Source organism: [Clostridium] clostridioforme AGR2157 (assembly GCF_000424325.1).
Lineage (GTDB): Bacteria > Bacillota > Clostridia > Lachnospirales > Lachnospiraceae > Enterocloster > Enterocloster clostridioformis_A.
In genome coordinates this window covers 170,674-187,780 of record NZ_KE384163.1, presented here as the reverse complement: position 1 = coordinate 187,780, position 17,107 = coordinate 170,674, and the positions used below count along the sequence as shown (strand labels likewise).

Here is a 17,107-nt window from a genome sequence, read left to right as displayed (position 1 = left end):
CCTTAATCCACAATCTTGCCGTCCTCAATACGGATAATCCGGTCTGCAAGGCGGGCAATGTCGTTATTGTGGGTAATCATCACAACGGTTTGGTGGAACTCCGCGCTGGTGCGCTTGATAAGCCCCAATACCTCGGCGCTGGTCTTACTGTCAAGGTTACCGGTCGGCTCGTCAGCCAGTACGATAGCCGGTTTAGTAATCAGGGCGCGGGCGATTGCCACACGCTGCTGCTGGCCGCCGGAGAGATTGTTCGGCATATTTTTGAGTTTATCTTCCAGCCCCAGCAGGTAAACAATCTCCTCCAAAAAGTGCTCATCTACCATGTCCCCGTCCAGTTCCACTGGCAGGACAATATTCTCATACACATTCAGAATGGGAACAAGGTTATAGTTCTGGAAGATAAAACCGATGTTGCGGCGTCGGAAAATCGTAAGTTCTTCATCATTTTTCTTTGCCAGTTCTTCACCCCGGACGATCACGCTTCCACTGGTAGGAGTGTCCAGCCCGCCCATCATGTGAAGCAGGGTGGATTTTCCGCTGCCGGAAGTTCCGACAATGGCCACAAACTCGCCCTCATCCACGGAGAAGTTCACGCCGTCAAGGGCTCGGGTGATGTTCGTCTTTGTGCCGTAATACTTTTTCAGGTCAATCGTTTGTAAAACGCTCATATTCAAAAAACTCCTTTCAAGGCTTCCTGCCTGTTGATAAGGACATTGTAAAACCCAAATGTCCGCGAAATGTTACAACGGACAAACTTTTCAAAAATTTACGGCGGGCAGCTTATAAGGCCATCCGCCGCTTTCTATCTTGGGGAAGCATAATGGAAAATACCGACCCCCGCCCCGGCTCCGAAACCACTTTGATGTAGCCGCCCTGCCGTGTCACAATCTCACGGGCCAGATACAGACCAATCCCCACGCCCTGTTGTTCGTGTACCTCTTCCTCCCGGTAAAGGCGCCGGAAGATGGCAGCCTGATTACTTTCGGAAATGCCCTTGCCGGTGTCGGCTACTTTGATCTCCACATACATTTCCCATTGAATCACGGACACAGAGATTTTTCCGCCTGCCGGGGTGTACTTCACCGCATTGTCCAACAGATTAAACAATGCTTCGGCTGTCCATTTGCTGTCATGGGAAAGGGTCAAATCTTCCGGGCAGTCCACCGACACGGTGATTTCTTTTTTCTCCGCCCCGTAGACAATGCCGCTCATGGCCTGTGCCACGGTGTCAAAGAGGCGGCCCGGTTTCTTCTCCAACTGGATAACGCCCGTTTCCAGCCGGGAGGTTTTCACAAGCGCCTGAAAGAGAAAGTCCAGCTTATCCGTCTGGGCGCGGATTCCCCGGATAAAGTTGGTGCGCTCCGCTTCGGTCACGGGCTTTGCAAGCAGGGTGTCCGTTGCCATTTTCAAATTGCTCACCGGCGTTTTCACCTGATGGGATATATCTGATACAAGGGTCTGTAACTCCTGCCGTTCTTCGTCCACCCTGCGGCGGTTCTCCTGCATGATCTGATAAAGCCGGGTCAGCCGGTGGCCGATTCTGGCAAGCTGGGTTTCACTATCCTCCGGGCGCTTTGGCGCTTCATTCCCGGCGATCATGTGGTCAAGGGTCTGACACAGATCAGATGTAAAGAGGGAAAGCCGCTTCCCAAATGCCTGTGTCAACACAAAGAGCCAGATAAGGGCGCAGAGAAGCATCCCCCCGCCTGCAAACAGCGCCGCCACATGCTTTGTCACAAGAAATAAAAGTACAGTGATGGCGGTCATGGAGAGGGTCAGCCCGATTGCCACCCATCGGAACAGCCGCCTTACCGAGAGGGTTTTAAGCTTCATTTTGCCTCGCCTCCCGTCCATTGATAGCCCATGCCGTAAACAGTCTTGATGTAGGGCGCGCCGCCATCGGATTCAATCTTGCCGCGAATCCGGCTGATGGAGGTTGTCAGGGTATGCTCGTCCACAAATTTCTCGTCTATATCCCACAGCTTTTCCAAAAGCTGTCCGCGGGTCAAGACCTGCTTCGGGTGTTTGCAAAACAGGTTCAATGTTTTATATTCCATCGGGGTAAGCAACAGGGGCTCGCCGTTGAGGGAAGCGGCCTGCTCGGAGAAGTCCAGAAACAGCCGCCCATCATCGTAAAAGTCCTTTGCGGGCTTGTGGTGTTCCAGCATGGCGAACATGGCTTTGATTTTTCGCTGCAAGGCCCCGATTACAAAGGGCTTTGTAATATAATCCACCGCGCCCACCTCATAGCCCCGTATCTGGTCTCTCTCCTGATCGTTGGCGGTTAAGAAAATGACTATGGTGTCCGGGTGCTGGGGCTTTACCAGATTACACAATTCAAACCCGTTCCCGTCCGGCAGGTTGATGTCCAGCAGCACCATGTCAAATTCCCGCTGGCGGAGGGCTTCGACGGCGGTTCTGGCATTTAAGGCGGCGGTCACAAAGTAGCCATCTGCGGTCAGATTATACGCCAACATCTTATTCAAAAAACTGTCGTCCTCGACAATTAAAATCTGCTTCATCTTGTCACTTCCTTTGCTTTTTGCAGATAGTATAACAGGCAAATGTCCGCGAAATGTTACAGCGGATGGATTTTCTCAAAAAATGCCTTTCACTTATTATAGGACAGCCCCTGGGACAGGACAAGGCAGAAAATGTGAATTATAAACTATACGTCAATACATATTAAGTCATTCCATAATTCAACTATACGATGTATGCGGAAACAGGATGGACACTATACTTAACAAGACGTTTCCAGTGGGGGCACTGCTTCCATCCTGATAACCGATTAAGGTAAGTCCCGATGTATGTAAGAAATCAGATTGATACCAGCCATCTGAAAAAGCATCTGTACCATACCACCCAGAGAAAATCCGGGAAATGACAACCAACTTTCCTATCAGCATCTTCCGAAAGGAAATAGGGATTGTCAGAATGTTTTTCAGAGTGTGGTCCGTCCGTTCCCGATCAATCATATATCCAGCAATCAGAACGATTGTTGCAGGATAGATTAAAACCAGATTGTTCCAGATGACGTTTGCAGAAAAATTAAGAAGCGTATGGGTTGCCCCATCTGAAGCTGTTGCCATAAATCGGGAAAGAAGCACGATGGTAGGCATTATCGCTACGCGCTTATTAAAATAATTCATCTCCACTTTTAAAATCAAATCCAGGGTGAAGGTCAAATTTTACTGCACCAACGTTTGCCATTCCTTTTACAGCTTTACTAATACGCGCAATACCTTCATTTCCAAACCCTGCACATAGTTCTATTGCTTTTACTCCATGTTCTGATAGTTCCCGCGCAACAGTTTCGGCTTCAGAATAGTTTTTAACCCCAACAACTGTCAAGTTGACTGTTGGCGTATTTATAACTGTTCTATGTTTCTTGTAGTCTACTTCTGGTGCGACAAAAATAAATGCTGCGTTTACTTTCATTCTAAACCTCCTGTGAAATTGTTTTAAGTATAGTTTCTTGAATAATATCAGTGATTTATTATTCGCTTATTATTACACCTCCTGCTTTAATGGTACAAAACAACCTGTTACAAACAAAGTAACAGGCTGTTTCTTTATATTCTTCTCGCAAGACATTCTAAAATAAATAAGGTTGGAACCTGTGTGGTTGCATTATAATCTCCATTCACACGTTGTTCCTTTATATTATATGAAAAACTCCAATCAGATATTTGGGCTAACGTGCTGTTTGGTGCATTGGTAATACTTAAAACCATACATTTTTTTTGCTGAAATTGCCGAACCATATCAACTACACCTTTGGTTTCCCCGCTTTCTGATAATGCAATAATCACTGCATTTTTATAAGAATATGTTTCAATTGGATAAAAGGTATCTTCCAATCCAACAGAAAACTTCCCCATATTGGAAAAAAGCCGCGCCCCGTATTTTGCCAAAGTGCCTGATGAGCCGTTTCCAATAAAAATCAGATAATCAGAATTTTTTATTATTTCTATAGCCGACGAAAGTTTCCTCTCAAATGCACTTGAATTTGTCCTTTGGAAGAAAAGATTAAGCTCCTGCAAATCTTCTAAAGGCGGTTGTGTTTTAAGGAGATGTATTTCATCATTTATAGCTTTCTTAAATTCGGAATATCCTTCAAAACCATTTTTATTACAAAAACGCAATAATGTTGAAGTTGAAATGTGTATATCACTTGCTAATTCTCGAATTGTCATATACGGAATTTTTTCGATATTAGAAATGATAAATTTATAAATCAAAATTTCTGTTTCGTTAAATTTTTGAATTTCTTCATACGAGAACATTCTACCGCCTCCCTATCACAAAATTATTATAGCTTAACTAAAACAATTCTACAATTACAGATAGCTCATATTTTTGCTGTACTGGCAATTTTAATTGAACAAAATCGCTGCGCGATGGCCTGTCGAGGCTGTGGCGCAGTATTTTCCGTTAAAAAAGCAGTCTGCCAGGACGTCAGGGATAGCTTCCCACAGTCCTTACGGCTGATGAGGTGTACAGGCTCCTGGAGGCCACGGACGACCCGAAAGATAAAGCGATGCTTTTCCATTAACTCTGCTGGTCACCCAGATTAAAATGTATTCGATTCACCAGATAAATCGGAACCGTTATCAGCTTACCCTCAGCAATTCCTCCATAAGTGTCTCCCTTGAGATAATATACATAATCCAGCTTTCCATCGACCAGAAGCCGGCTGACTGTTTTTCCGGTATTCCTGCCGGCCTTTACCTCAAGTCCATAGTTTTTGTAATCAAGAAGGCTTCTTACGTAGAAATCCAGTTCTCCTCCGGTCGCACGGTAAACAGCAAACCAGGGAGCGTCACCTGCAATGGTATCTGTAGTCTTTATTCTTTTTAAGATATCCAGGTAGACAAAGTTTTCACATAAGATTCCTCGGATGGTGTCCCGTGTTTCGCCGGTCCTCCGCAAAAAATAGGCAGCGACACCAAGATCCAGAAAATAGAACCGGCAGTTGTCAACCAGGTCCAGATGGTTACAGTCAATACTCTTGCTGCAATAGCCTATAACATGGGATAAATACAGCCAGCTGATGGCTGCATTCACCATCTTTTTTGAGATCTTCCCGCTCTCCTCTTTAAAGACTATCTTAGAAAAATCAGTTACAAAATCGTCCGTCCCCTTTTTCTCTTTCACCAGAGAAATTGCAATGGCCGAGAACATTTTGCCGAACAAGTCCAATTCAAGAGCTGTTTCAAAGTACCTGGAGGATTCACGAATAAATATTTCAACATTTTTTTCCACCTGTGCGCGGCACTGACTGATATCCTTTGTCTCCAGGTACGTCTCCACCACCTTGGGATAGCCGCCAATCTGGCAGTAAATTTCAAAAAGCCGGTTTATCTCATCGTAACACTCATGGGAGCTTTCCCCGGTTAATGATAGCTGTTCGTATCGTTCACGCAGGCCAAATGCCTCTAAAAATTCAGGAAATGAAAGCGTATTTAAAATCAGGTTGTCCGTATCCCCTGCGGATAAGAAAAAACCTTTCTCACGGGTTCGGCCCAAATAACTGCCGGTTACAATAAAGTCACAGGCAAACTCCCGTGCAAACTCCCGGATCCTGCTGTATATGGCCGCGGATTCCTGGATTTCGTCAATCACTACCACGGTTGACTTATCATCCTTAAATTCCGGATCGTAGGCTTTTATCACCTGATGCAGAGGCTGGCTGCGTACCGCATTTCTGTTTTCATATATTTCATGAAAGTAACCCAGGAAATCCTGTCCGGATTTTCCAATCATATTAATATAGATAAATTGGTCATACTGTTCCCTGGCGAACTTTTCTAGTATAAAGGTTTTTCCTACCTGTCTGGCGCCCTCCAATTCCAGGACCCTTCCGGTATTCTGGTTTTTCCAAAGAAGCAATTTCTCATATATATCTCGTTTTAAATACATGGTAATCCCCTTTTCTTTCCTCATTACAGATACTTCTTACACAAAGCATTGCCGCAGAGCATAAGTCGCAAACCTCGCACCTTCTTTAAGGGGCGTACAGGGTGCTCCTTGGATATCATTATATCAGCATCCAATATCTGAAAACAAGTACAATCTATTTTAATTATCTCCCATTTTTCCCTACTGTTGACACTTATTGTCGTCATCTGCACACTTTGGCCTCGTCTTAAATCACTATATGCTGAATATAATTGACCGAGGATTTCTTCGTTCCCTTTCTATGAACAATACAGTTTATTGAAAGAATCATACAGGAAAATGAAGCTCATGTAAATTACTTACTTTTTCGTGCATACACTAATAAGATATTCCTTTTTGATCCAGAAAGTCTGTCATGCCATGCTCCACCATGTATTCAATGCCTATGTCCTGCATTATTTTAATCGCTGCCAACATTTTTCTGCCTCTCTCAGTCAAAAAATATTCAACCTTCAAAGGGAAACCTTCATAAGAATTTTTATCAACCAGCCCAAATTCCTTTAGTTCCTGTAATTGTTCTAACAGCATTGATATCCCATTCCTGAGCTGAAAAATAATGATTGTTTTCCATTTTCCCTTTGTAATATCATGTACTAATTCTAAAGGACAAGTATATGTCTCACGAATTTTCATTTTTATAACTCCAGACAAGTAGGTATTCTCACCCGGGATTATCCTGGTTATAGATTATTATTTATTACGACAATGTGCTTTAATTGCCTCTCCGAAAAACTCCGCGATATTCCATGTGGCAAATCTATTGATATAGTCCGAAAATCGTTTATCAGTTTGATAGACTTCGCCCAAGCACATCAACATATCATCCGAGCAAGGGTAGAAGTTTTCAGAAATATACTCCTGCCATTCGATAACAATGGATTGAACAGCAGGTAATGTAGGTTCTTCACCTTGGAATTCAGCCAACCGTTCAAAAATGTCCTGGGAACGTATCAGAAAATCGTTCCATTTTTGGTTCCTTTCTTTTTCGGCCTTGGCTGAAAATAATGTAGAAAATTCTTGATACTCATGTGTACTACCCCAACGCTCAATGACCTCATTTCTATATTTCTCTTGTAGAGCGGAAATTTCAGAGTTAGAAAATGCCGTAAAGGAATAGTCGGTTTTTCCAGCCAAAGTATCATTAACTAAACAGATAAGTTCCTCTATTTTCTTTTTTCTAAGTTTAAGCAATTCTGAATGTCTTTCTAATGCTTCTCGTTTACTATATGCAGGTGCCGATAACAGTTCTTTGATCTCTTTTAATGAAAAGCCTACTTCGCGGTAAAACAAAATCTGTTGTAGTTTTTCTAAATCATTTTCAGTATACAAACGATATTTTGTTTTATCTGCCTTGGCGGGTTCCAGTAAGCCAATTTCATCATAGTAATGTAGTGCCCGTATCGTAATGCCGGTTAGCTTTGCAACTTCATGTACTGTCATTTTTTCAGACCTCATTCCAAAATTCCTCCACTTCTTTCAGTATTTCTTCAGCGGGTGTTAGAGTAGCTTCAATGATAGATTTACCCGTCTTTTGTAAATAATATTTTATCATATGATAGCCACAGGCATATCCAGCGCAATAGGGCAAACCAACAGGAAAATAGTTTTGCATTTTTGCCATTTCATCACCATATAGATATGCTGTCAGGTTATCTAAGCCCTGCACATCAAGACCTTCCCTTATGATAGGCTTGATATATCCATTCAAAGTTTCCATATCTGTCTTGCTTACCCACGGCCCAACATTTTCCTCACCATATAGGTAGGTAGCAAAGTTTTCAGCAAGGCCCTCACTAATCATCATTTCAGCAAGAGTAATATCATTGTGCCATTTAATAAACTGGAAACGGACGTTATGATTTGTTTCATGTGCCAACGCTACGGGAAGTCTGCGCTTTGTGTGTTCAGATGGAACAAGCCATGTAAAAATGTATCCGGGAATACCGCCATCACCACAGTAATTGTCATTCATAATCGAATAAGGGTTTTCTGGATCAGCCAGCAAAATGGTGTAGAGATATTCTTTTATTGGCAACTCAATTTCTGCATCAGTAAAACACTTTAAAGAACGCTCGATTGATTTTTGGCAGTTGTTCCAAAATTGGTTGTCTCTTAGTAGGATAATGCTTTCCGCCGATTTTTCATCAATTTTTTCTGGCAGAAGAAAGCCCAACATACCACTTGCCATAATGACATCATAGCCATTCGGTTGTACAGCCTTCATTGGCACATTGTAGCAGGCCCATTTCTTTTCAAAAGGCTTCATCATTTCATAACGGTAAATATCGTTCTTTTTGCAAAACGGAGCCTCCATAATTTTTTTATAGACCCCGTCAGAACGAACCGGCTGTACTTTAATAATGCTCATGTTTCGTACTTCCTTTCAATAGTTGGTAACTTTATTCTACGGTATGACGGAACGTCAAAGTCAATAGTCTTTTGCTTTTGATTTTGCTTTTGATTTTATGAAACCAAATACCTTCAAACATAAAATTTATTTCGTTCTCATATACACACAAGATTCATATTCTTTAATCATTATTTTGTAAATGAATTAAATCCTGAATTGATATATTGGGATTGTGGTAACGCTGCCTTTTTTGCGTTTTATTCTTATAATTAATTGCATTTTGAGGACATAACTGTATACATGCCATGCATTGTTGACAACGATGTTGAAAGCTGGGAAATCCATTTATTATTTCTATATTTTTTGCCGGACATATCATTTTACATTTTCCACATGATATACAGCTATTTGAAATTTGATATCCCATATCAGTTAAACCTGCTTTTTTAATCCGTATGTTATGATAGAAGTTTATTATGTCCAATTCTTTTTTATATTTTCTATAAAATCTCTAACCTGTGACAGCCTCATAGAACACCAGCCAGTCCCTTAACGTTTTGGGTGGTCTTATGGCATCCTGCAGATATCTGCGAACCGAATCGTATCCGTCTAATTTTGGCAATTGTATTTCAGCCGCAGCCAGCGGTTAATCCTTCAGACCTTGAACCACCGAATTATACAGAAATAAAAGAAGAATTGACAGAATTTTATGACGAATTTTGTGCGTGGTCTGATATACTCTATATTGACGAACCCTTACTATATCAAAATGTAGTAAGTGCATTAGAAACGCTTATTGATACGATAGTGCAATAAAAAAGGACAGAACAAATGTCTGCCCTTAGCCAATATACTTGATTTTTTATAAATATTCCCTTGAATGAAAAAATACATCTTCATTTTGAATATATTCCATGATATAATTGTCCAAACAGACTATCGGAACGAGGAAGATGTATGGACGATTTAGCATTAAACTATCAAAGTGATTTTTATAAAGCTATTGTCAAGGGGGAATGTAAGATTTGGATATTGGGCTCTTGTCTCTAGCAGAAAAAGCGTATTGAAAACCAAAACAACTTTTGCTATACTTTTTGCCAAGGAAAGATACAGTGAGGTTTATATCTATGATTACTCTGCATTTGAATGATCAAATCATCAAAAGCCTGAGCCGTCCGGAACTGAATATTCTGAAATATGCCTATGAGAACACGGATGAGCTTATGGAGCTGAGCATCCAGGATTTGTCGAATCGCGTCTCCTACTCACCCGCCACGGTTCTGCGTTTCTGCAAAAAGCTGGGCTACTCCGGCTTTTCGGAATTCAAATATGCACTGCGGGCAGAACAGCGGCGGAAAGGAGAAGACATTTCCTCCCACAGCAGCCGGAATTTCAGTACCGGGATGATGATTGACACCCTCAGCTCCAACATCCAGGCTACATCCAAGCTGATACAGGAAGAACAGCTCAATCAGACGTTCCGATACTTAGAGAGCGGCTGTCCCATCTACCTCTGGTCGCCGGGAGGACTAACTTCTGTGGCGGTGGAATATTTTGAAAAACTGCTGCTGTCCATCGGGCGGCAGGAGGTCTATTTTATCGAATCCGTAAAGATGTTTGAGCATATCCTGCGGAATTGCTCCCAGGAATCTCTCCTGATTCTCATCAGTACCTCAGGCAAGTATCCCACTACTATCCGTCTAGGAAAAATTGCCAACGCCAGCGGTATCCCGATTCTCTCCATCTCCCCCTACACCAGCAACGAGGTTGCGGACTTGGCGGATGTCAGCTTCCGTTTTTTCACCAACCAACGGGAAAACCTGGGAGCGGAGTTCACATCCCGGCTTCCTATCTTTTTTGTCATCAATACCATTATCCAATGTTATCTGCGCCATCAGACTCCGGTATGCGGCAATCAGGAGGACCAGAGAGATGCTCTCACTATTTGAAAAAGCCCATCAGCTCCCACTAACGGAAACTGAAAAAATAATCTTATCTTATTTTGAGGAATATTCCTCTGCTGTCATACATATGACGCTGAGCGATCTTTGCGCACAGTTATACACTTCTAATGCTACGATTGTCCGCTTCTGTCAAAAGCTTGGGCTCAGCGGCTACAACGATTTTAAGTACCTGCTGCGCAGCGAGCTGCGCGCAGGCAAAATGGCGCCCTTCTACGCTGATGAGTACATCAGCCGCAGCATGGCGCGCTTTCAAGACAGCATTGCCGCCCTGAATATCCGGCAGCTGGAGGAAATCACGGAGCTGCTGACCTCCAACCGGCCTCTGTATATCTACGGGACCAATCTCAGCGCCCTCCCGGCCAGATACCTGCAAATCGTACTCAATTCTTTGGATTATGCCTCTATTCTGATCGAATGGGAGAACCAGCTCAACGGATTGGTTCAAAACATGAACGATAACGCAGTCCTCCTGGTCATGACCGCCAGAGGACGCGGGGAGCGGTATTTGCGGCCCTTTGAGGTGGCAAAGAAGCGGGGGCTGACTACGGTTCTGCTTACCAGCAACCGGGAATCTTCTCTGATCCCCTACAGTACCATTACGGTCTGTACAAACGATCTGAACGAGGAATACCAGCATACGGATATCAATTCCCGTATTTTTCACCGTAATCCAGATTCTCATCGAGCTGACGGCGCAGAAAAAACGGGAACCAGTCGAAACAGCCGAAACGGCGGACTCCTGAACCGTGAGTCCGCCGTTTGCCGCTTTATCCGATTTTCGCCACCGTGGTTCTGCCCGCTTCCGCCGTGATGCCGGTGACGTACTCCGCCACCACCGGGTCCTCGTCCTCAATGAGGATGACCATGACATCCGAACAGAGCTTCTTCGACTCGATGAACTTTCTGGAGAAACGAAGGATCGGTTCGCCCAGCTTGATTTTCTCGCCCTCGGCTTTGAGCTGCTCAAAGCCCTCGCCGTTCAGGGCCACCGTATCCACGCCCACATGGATCAGGACCTCCTGACCGCTGTCGCTGCGCAGGCCGACGGCATGCTTGTTGTCCTCCGAGCAGTGGGTGAGCACGCCGTCGCAGGGGGCGACGATCACATTCTCCGCGGGGCAGATCACCACGCCGTCACCCAGGATCAGATTGGCGAAATTCTCGTCCTTTGCCTCGCTCATGGGCAGCACCTTGCCGCCCACCGGGGCCTTCAGCTCCAGCTTCTGGGCCGGGGCCTTCTTTGACGCCTTCGCGGGAGCGGCATCCGCCGCCGCAGGCATCTTCTCCATGAACGCCTTCGCCGCCGGGCCGGCCTTCAAGCACTCGCGCACATTGGCGGCAATGGCTTCCACCTTAGGGCCGTAGACCACCTGGATGTGCTTCTCGCTGGGGCGGATGAAGCCGGACGCGCCTGTTTTCTTCAGGATGTCCTCCCGCACCTTGGACGGGTCAACCAGATCCACGCGCAGGCGGGTCAGGCAGTTGTTGGCCGCGGCAATGTTCTCCACGCCGCCCAGGCCCTCGATGATCTGGTAGGCCTTGACCTTCTGCTGCTCATCCATGCTGAGGGAGGCGTCCTCTTCCTCCTCGTCCTCCGCCACGTCGATGGAGATGTTCTTCTTGGACAGGTAGTGCTTGAACACGATGTAATAGATGAGCGCGAAGGGGATGCCCACCACGATGACCCAGTACCAGTGGGAGCCGGGCTGGAACACGCCCCAGATCAGGTAGTCGATGAGGCCGCCGCCGGTGTTGCCGATGATGACATTCAGCACCGCCATGAGGGCGAAAGACAGACCTCCCATCACCGCGTGAAACAGGAAGAGCTGGGGGGCAATGAACATGAAGGAGAACTCCAGAGGCTCGGTGATGCCGGACACCACGCTGGCTGCTACGCCGGCAATCATCAGGGCTTTGACCTTGGGCTTTTTCTCCTCCGGGGAGGTCTGGTAGATGGCCAGCGCCGCCGCCGGCAGTCCGAACATCATCATGGGCATCTTGCCCTGGCCCAGGAAGATGGTGAAGGGATCCAGCTCGGAGAGAGGCACCTTGTCCACAAACTGGAGGAAGATGTTCAGGCAGCCCTCCACCCCCTCGTATACGCCGCCGATGGCGGTGGTGCGGAAAATCCCGTTGAGCACATGGTGCAGGCCGGTGGGGATCAGCAACCGCTCCAGGAAGCCGTAGCCGAATACGCCGAGGATGCCCGAGGCCTGGATGATTCCGCCCAGGCTGTTAATGGCCAGGGACACTGGGGTCCAGACGAAGGGTGCCACCAGGCCCACCACCGTGGAGGCCAGCATGACCGCCAGGGCCACAAACCGCTTGCCGCCATAGAAGGAGATGGCCACGGGGAAGGTGATCTTGTGATACTTGTCGTGGAGCTTTGCCGCCACTAGGCCTATGACAATACCGGCCACCGCGCCCATGTCCATGGTCTCCACACCCAGGATGTTGGAAATTTTCAGAGCGCTTAAATCTGCGAAGCCGCTGTTGATCATGGCGGCGGAGGCCACCAGGAAGGTATAGTACCCGATGAAGCCCGCAAAAGCGGCGATCTCCTTCTCCTCCTTCACCATGCCGAAGGCGATGGAGATAGCAAACAAGACAGGGATCAGGGTGAAAACCACGCCGGAGACCTTGTTGATGACGTAGATGACGAAGTGGATGTGGGTCTGGGTCAGGAGGGGCAAGGCCTCCTGTACCTGGGCCTTCATCAGCGCGGAGGAGAGGCCCAGGAAGATGCCGCAAGCCGCCAGGGCGGCGATGGGCATCAGAAGGCTTCGTCCCAATGCGGAGAAGAAGTCCATAATCTTGTTTTTTTGCACCGTTTTAACCTCCGATTCTTACTCTCTCTGTTCTTGCTCTGCCCTTCGGATCAGTCAGCTCAGGCCACATGCCCTGGTTGGCCTCAATGAGGGCGTCCAGCACCTTGCGGGCTTTCTTGGCGTCGCCCACCAGGCGGCTGAGGGTAAATGCCTCCAGGGCCTTCTGATAGGAGTGCTCGAAGAAGGCGTCCACCAGCAGCTTCTCTACGGAGACCTGATTCACCAGCAGGCCCAGGTGGAACTGGGGGATATTGCCCACGCCCAAGGGCCGGGGACCGTTGGCGCCCAGCTCGCAGGCCACCTCCACCATGGCGTCATCCTGCATGTTGGCGATGGCACCGTTGTTCTCCACGATAATAATATGGCGGTCGTTTTTGTTGAAGGCGATAGACTCGGCAACCTTTATCATCATCTCGGCGTGGGCGTCGGAGATGGCGTCGAAGCGGTCGCCCAGCTTGCCGGCGGCAATGACCTCCCTGCACTCAGTGAAGACCCTCCTTCACCTCGTCGGCCCGGGTGTAGTCGGGGTTGAGGTGGCTGGCCTTGTACTCGGGGTAGAGGTAGTACTGGTCATAGGTGTTGGGCAGGAAGTCGGGGAAGTCGTTCATAATGGTCTGAACCATGCCATAGGTATCCAGCCAGGACTGGTCCCGCTGCTCGGCGTCCTGGGGCAGGAAACCGTTCTCCTTGATGCGCCTGCGGATCTCGGGCATCAGATCCTTGCCGGTTTTCATGTCGTACATGTTGGTGAACCAGCCGTAGTGGTTCAGACCGAAGTACACGGGATCCAGGTCCTCCCAGTCGCAGCCCAGCAGGCGGGAGCAGGAGCGAACCACGTTCTCGGGCTGGTCGCAGATGTTCAGCAGGCGCTTGTCCCCGGGGAACTCCCGGCGCAGAGCCTCGGCCACAATGGCGGCGGGGTTGGAGTAGTTGAGAATCCAGGCGGCGGGGGCCAGGCGGCGGATGTCGTGGACAGCCTTGATCATGTCCACGCAGGAGCGCATGCCGTAGGCCATGCCGCCGGCACCGCAGGTCTCCTGGCCGATCATGCCCATGCTCAAGGGGATGTGCTCGTCCTTGGCCCGCATGTCCAGGCCGCCCGCCCGCATCTGCATAAAGACGAAGTCCATGCCGGTGTACGCCTCGTTGATGTCGGTGGTGTAGGAGAACTCCAGCTCAGGGAAGCGCTCACTGAAGAGGATCTCGCCGTATTTGCCGATAGGCTCCTGGCGCTCCGGGTCGATATCAAACAGTACCAGCTTCTTCAGCGGGAACTCCTCCCGCAGACGGACAAAGGATTTCAAAAATCCCAGGGTATAGGTGCTGCCGCCGCCGACGATACATACATTGAATTCTTTCATAAATAGTGCCCTTCCTCTTTTCATTTTTACATGATTTCATGTGATGCCTGCATTATAGTGAATTCTGCGGTGTGTGTAAATATTTTCTTTATATTCTGAAATCAATCCCCCATTTTATTGTTTATAACTATATAAGTAATTTTTTTCACAGCATATCTTTTGATGTTCAATAGGCGCTGACCATCCTGAACGAAAGCCCCTGCGTGAAGTGAGCACTGCTTATGGGATCCCGAATAAACCTGAATTCAACCGGCTGCTGGCGGACTATATCCTGCTCGGTCTGGAACTGCTGGGGAATAAGACCGGTATGTTCCGTGTAATATCGATTGTGGTTACTTCGGGGAAATCGAAGGGTTCTGCGCCTGCATTTGTAAGGGTGTCCCCTGGCTGGGAAAACGCACCTCTATCATGAAAAAATCCGACCCGGGAACAGTTTTCCTGCTCCGAAGCCGGATTAATTGAGGATACGTATCTAAACTTTCTCTATCACCTTTTTTATCCAATTCTTCTGGAACCATTGGATTAGCGGCCCCATAAAAGCGGCAGTAATCACGGTGGCAGCCCCTACAATACTTCCAAAAGCGAAGCCCACAATGACGCAGACAAAGTCTGTGGCAACTCTGGCAATTTTAAAGGGGATTTTCCCGCCGGTTTTTCTCTCTATGATAACGGCCAGCGCGTCATAGACAGCGATTCCCATGTTGGCCTCCATATACATAGCCGCTGCGAAGGAGCAAAGCACCACTGCCCCAGCCATCATCATGACGCGAACCGCCATGGGCAGGAGGGCGACATCTCCTACCGCTTTTGTAAGCATCACAACTATGATGTCCGCTATATAACCAATCCCGGCCATATTGACAATCGTCCCAGCCCCGATGCAGTCTTTTGCCTTCACAAGGACCAGCAGGAAGAGAAGAACGTTCACTAATAGCTGATAGGTTCCGAATTGAATCCGCAGGGTACCGCTAACGCCAAGATTCATGCACGTAAAAGGATCCGTACCGAACCTGGACATTCTGAGGAAACCCACCGCCGTTCCCATCAGAAGGTTTCCGATAAGCATCATTTCTGTCCTGGCTGCCAAACGTCTCTTTTTTTCTACATTCATAATACTTGTTCTTCCCTCTTTGTTCCATGCAGCACATAAATCTTAGACCAGAAATCCGTACACGTCTCGCCGCCGTCCAGCACCTGACCAGCAGACGCATCGGTGGTGATTAGCCCTGCATTCATCAGTTCTTTTCCTGAATAGGAGCCGTTTCTTCCCTCTATCACATAATCCATGCCGGCGTCCAGACCGCGGAGCTTTAACCTTCTGTAGGGACAAATCACGTCATTTAAAATTTTATAATAACCCATGACTGCGTCTTTCCTATCATCAGAGACAACCATCCATGCTGCCATGTTTCCTTCAAAGAGACTGAGCAGGCGGTAGAACGTCCCCTGGTAAATCAGCTTTCTGTACTTCTTTACAAATGAAATCTGCTGTTTGATTTCTTCCTGTTCCTCTTCAGACAGCTTATTAATGTCTAATTCGTAGCCAAAGACACCAAAATATGCCACATTTGCCCTGGTTGCCAACGGTGTGTTTCTGAACATCTGGTGGTTCGGAGTGACAGACACATGGGCACCCATGCTGCTTAAGGGATACACCATGCTGGTTCCGTACTGAATCCGGATACGCTCCACGGCATCGCTGTTATCGCTCGTCCAGGTCTGCGGCGCATAGTAAAGCATGCCTGGGTCAAATCTCCCGCCGCCACTGGCACAGGACTCAAATAAGATTTCAGGAAACCGTTTTGTAAGCCTGTCATACAAATCATACACACCCAGGATATACCGGTGGAAAATTTCCCCCTGCTGCTCTGCCGGCCAGCCGCTGCTGAAGCACTCAGTGATGCTCCGGTTCATATCCCATTTGATATAGGATACCCTGGAATTCACCAAAAGGTTCTCCATCTGGCTGTAGATGCAGTCCACCACCTCTTTTCTTGTGGTATCTTCCATGGGAAACCCTGCGGCCCGGTGTTTCAATCCGGTAATCTGGGTGGCTGCGGAACAGATTGCTGTTCTCATTGACCATCTCCGGCTCGAACCAGAGACCAAATTTCATCTGGCACTCTTCCTCGATTCGTCTGGATAAACCTGCTATTCCGTGCTCCAGCTTATTTAGATTGGCAGACCAGTCTCCCAGGCCCTGCCTGTCGTCATTCCTCGTCCCATACCAGCCGTCATCCAGTACAAACATCTCAATACCGGCCTTCTTCGCCGTCTTTGCAATTTCCACGATGGAATCCTCGTTGAAGTCAAAATAAGTTGCCTCCCAGTTGTTGATTAGAATCGGGCGCTCCCGATCTCTCCAGTATCCCCTTGCCAGCCTTTGACGGTACAGCTTGTGGAAGGTCTGGCTCATTCCGTTTAATCCGTCTTCAGAGAAGACAATCACTGCCTCCGTCCCGCCATCTTCTCAAAGGCCTTTAAGCGGCTGATGAAGATGTCGCCCAGCTCCTATCGGAAACAGCAGAACTCAAAGGGGATTATTTTAAAATAAAGCACCAGGGAATCTCCTTCTTGTGAAGGAGCTTTCTTCACATATAAAATAAGCGGCTGCCGCCTTTTTCAGCCTGCAACCGCTTA

17 protein-coding genes and 1 pseudogene are annotated in these 17,107 nt (G+C 47.4%); 2 read left to right on the top strand and 16 right to left on the bottom strand.

What is annotated here, in order from left to right:
• Positions 1 to 2: 2 nt before the first annotated feature.
• The 11 genes from G614_RS0125045 to G614_RS35255 form a co-directional block, all read right to left on the bottom strand.
• On the bottom strand, positions 3 to 668 hold the full coding sequence (locus G614_RS0125045) for an ABC transporter ATP-binding protein (protein WP_027644042.1): 666 nt from the start codon (positions 666 to 668) through the stop codon (positions 3 to 5).
• 112 nt (positions 669 to 780) lie between these two features.
• Positions 781 to 1,833: a sensor histidine kinase gene (locus G614_RS0125040; protein ID WP_027644041.1), complete on the bottom strand. Its 1,053-nt coding sequence runs from the start codon at positions 1,831 to 1,833 to the stop codon at positions 781 to 783.
• Positions 1,830 to 2,522 (bottom strand): response regulator transcription factor, encoded by a 693-nt coding sequence (locus G614_RS0125035; RefSeq protein ID WP_027644040.1) that lies wholly within the window; start codon positions 2,520 to 2,522, stop codon positions 1,830 to 1,832. Before G614_RS0125035 ends, G614_RS0125040 begins: the two co-directional genes overlap by 4 nt.
• A gap of 180 nt (positions 2,523 to 2,702) precedes the next feature.
• Positions 2,703 to 3,152: an ABC transporter permease gene (locus tag G614_RS29480; RefSeq protein ID WP_080664623.1), complete on the bottom strand. Its 450-nt coding sequence runs from the start codon at positions 3,150 to 3,152 to the stop codon at positions 2,703 to 2,705.
• Positions 3,139 to 3,441, bottom strand: coding sequence for a DUF6506 family protein (locus tag G614_RS0125020; RefSeq protein WP_022202508.1), 303 nt, complete (start codon positions 3,439 to 3,441; stop codon positions 3,139 to 3,141). The genes G614_RS29480 and G614_RS0125020 overlap by 14 nt, the downstream gene beginning before the upstream one ends.
• A gap of 134 nt (positions 3,442 to 3,575) precedes the next feature.
• On the bottom strand, positions 3,576 to 4,289 hold the full coding sequence (locus G614_RS0125015) for a MurR/RpiR family transcriptional regulator (RefSeq protein WP_022202507.1): 714 nt from the start codon (positions 4,287 to 4,289) through the stop codon (positions 3,576 to 3,578).
• 265 nt (positions 4,290 to 4,554) lie between these two features.
• Entirely contained in the window at positions 4,555 to 5,925 is a 1,371-nt protein-coding gene (locus G614_RS0125005) for an ATP-binding protein (RefSeq protein WP_027644037.1), read from the bottom strand.
• Positions 5,926 to 6,282: 357 nt separating this feature from the next.
• Complete coding sequence (locus G614_RS0125000) at positions 6,283 to 6,597, bottom strand: winged helix-turn-helix transcriptional regulator (RefSeq protein ID WP_022202504.1); 315 nt, start codon at positions 6,595 to 6,597, stop codon at positions 6,283 to 6,285.
• 57 nt (positions 6,598 to 6,654) lie between these two features.
• Positions 6,655 to 7,419, bottom strand: coding sequence for a MerR family transcriptional regulator (locus G614_RS0124995; RefSeq protein WP_022202503.1), 765 nt, complete (start codon positions 7,417 to 7,419; stop codon positions 6,655 to 6,657).
• A complete protein-coding gene (locus tag G614_RS0124990; protein ID WP_155245161.1) occupies positions 7,409 to 8,332 on the bottom strand; it encodes a DUF2268 domain-containing protein in 924 nt (307 codons plus the stop codon). The genes G614_RS0124995 and G614_RS0124990 overlap by 11 nt, the downstream gene beginning before the upstream one ends.
• Before the next feature lie 163 nt (positions 8,333 to 8,495).
• A complete protein-coding gene (locus G614_RS35255) occupies positions 8,496 to 8,798 on the bottom strand; it encodes an EFR1 family ferrodoxin (protein ID WP_207637867.1) in 303 nt (100 codons plus the stop codon).
• 643 nt (positions 8,799 to 9,441) lie between these two features.
• Here G614_RS35255 and G614_RS29050 point away from each other — a divergent pair.
• On the top strand, positions 9,442 to 10,263 hold the full coding sequence (locus G614_RS29050) for a MurR/RpiR family transcriptional regulator (RefSeq protein ID WP_044918926.1): 822 nt from the start codon (positions 9,442 to 9,444) through the stop codon (positions 10,261 to 10,263).
• Positions 10,247 to 11,089 carry a MurR/RpiR family transcriptional regulator gene (locus tag G614_RS0124975; protein ID WP_027644035.1) on the top strand — a complete coding sequence of 281 codons (843 nt, stop codon included), beginning with the start codon at positions 10,247 to 10,249 and terminating at the stop codon, positions 11,087 to 11,089. The genes G614_RS29050 and G614_RS0124975 overlap by 17 nt, the downstream gene beginning before the upstream one ends.
• Here the strand turns inward: G614_RS0124975 and G614_RS29045 are convergent.
• The 5 genes and pseudogenes from G614_RS29045 to G614_RS29035 all read right to left on the bottom strand — a co-directional run.
• Entirely contained in the window at positions 11,046 to 13,106 is a 2,061-nt protein-coding gene (locus G614_RS29045; protein ID WP_080664620.1) for a glucose PTS transporter subunit IIA, read from the bottom strand. The genes G614_RS0124975 and G614_RS29045 overlap by 44 nt on opposite strands.
• Before the next feature lie 4 nt (positions 13,107 to 13,110).
• Positions 13,111 to 13,539, bottom strand: coding sequence for a hypothetical protein (locus G614_RS34085; RefSeq protein ID WP_330367118.1), 429 nt, complete (start codon positions 13,537 to 13,539; stop codon positions 13,111 to 13,113).
• 49 nt (positions 13,540 to 13,588) lie between these two features.
• Positions 13,589 to 14,467 (bottom strand): hypothetical protein, encoded by an 879-nt coding sequence (locus G614_RS34080; RefSeq protein ID WP_330367108.1) that lies wholly within the window; start codon positions 14,465 to 14,467, stop codon positions 13,589 to 13,591.
• 472 nt (positions 14,468 to 14,939) lie between these two features.
• Positions 14,940 to 15,578, bottom strand: a complete 639-nt coding sequence (locus G614_RS0124960; protein WP_022202501.1) for a YczE/YyaS/YitT family protein — start codon at positions 15,576 to 15,578, stop codon at positions 14,940 to 14,942.
• Positions 15,575 to 16,922: pseudogene (locus G614_RS29035) on the bottom strand (alpha-galactosidase); the annotation flags it as partial. The pseudogene G614_RS29035 and the gene G614_RS0124960, both read right to left, overlap by 4 nt.
• Positions 16,923 to 17,107: the final 185 nt, after the last annotated feature.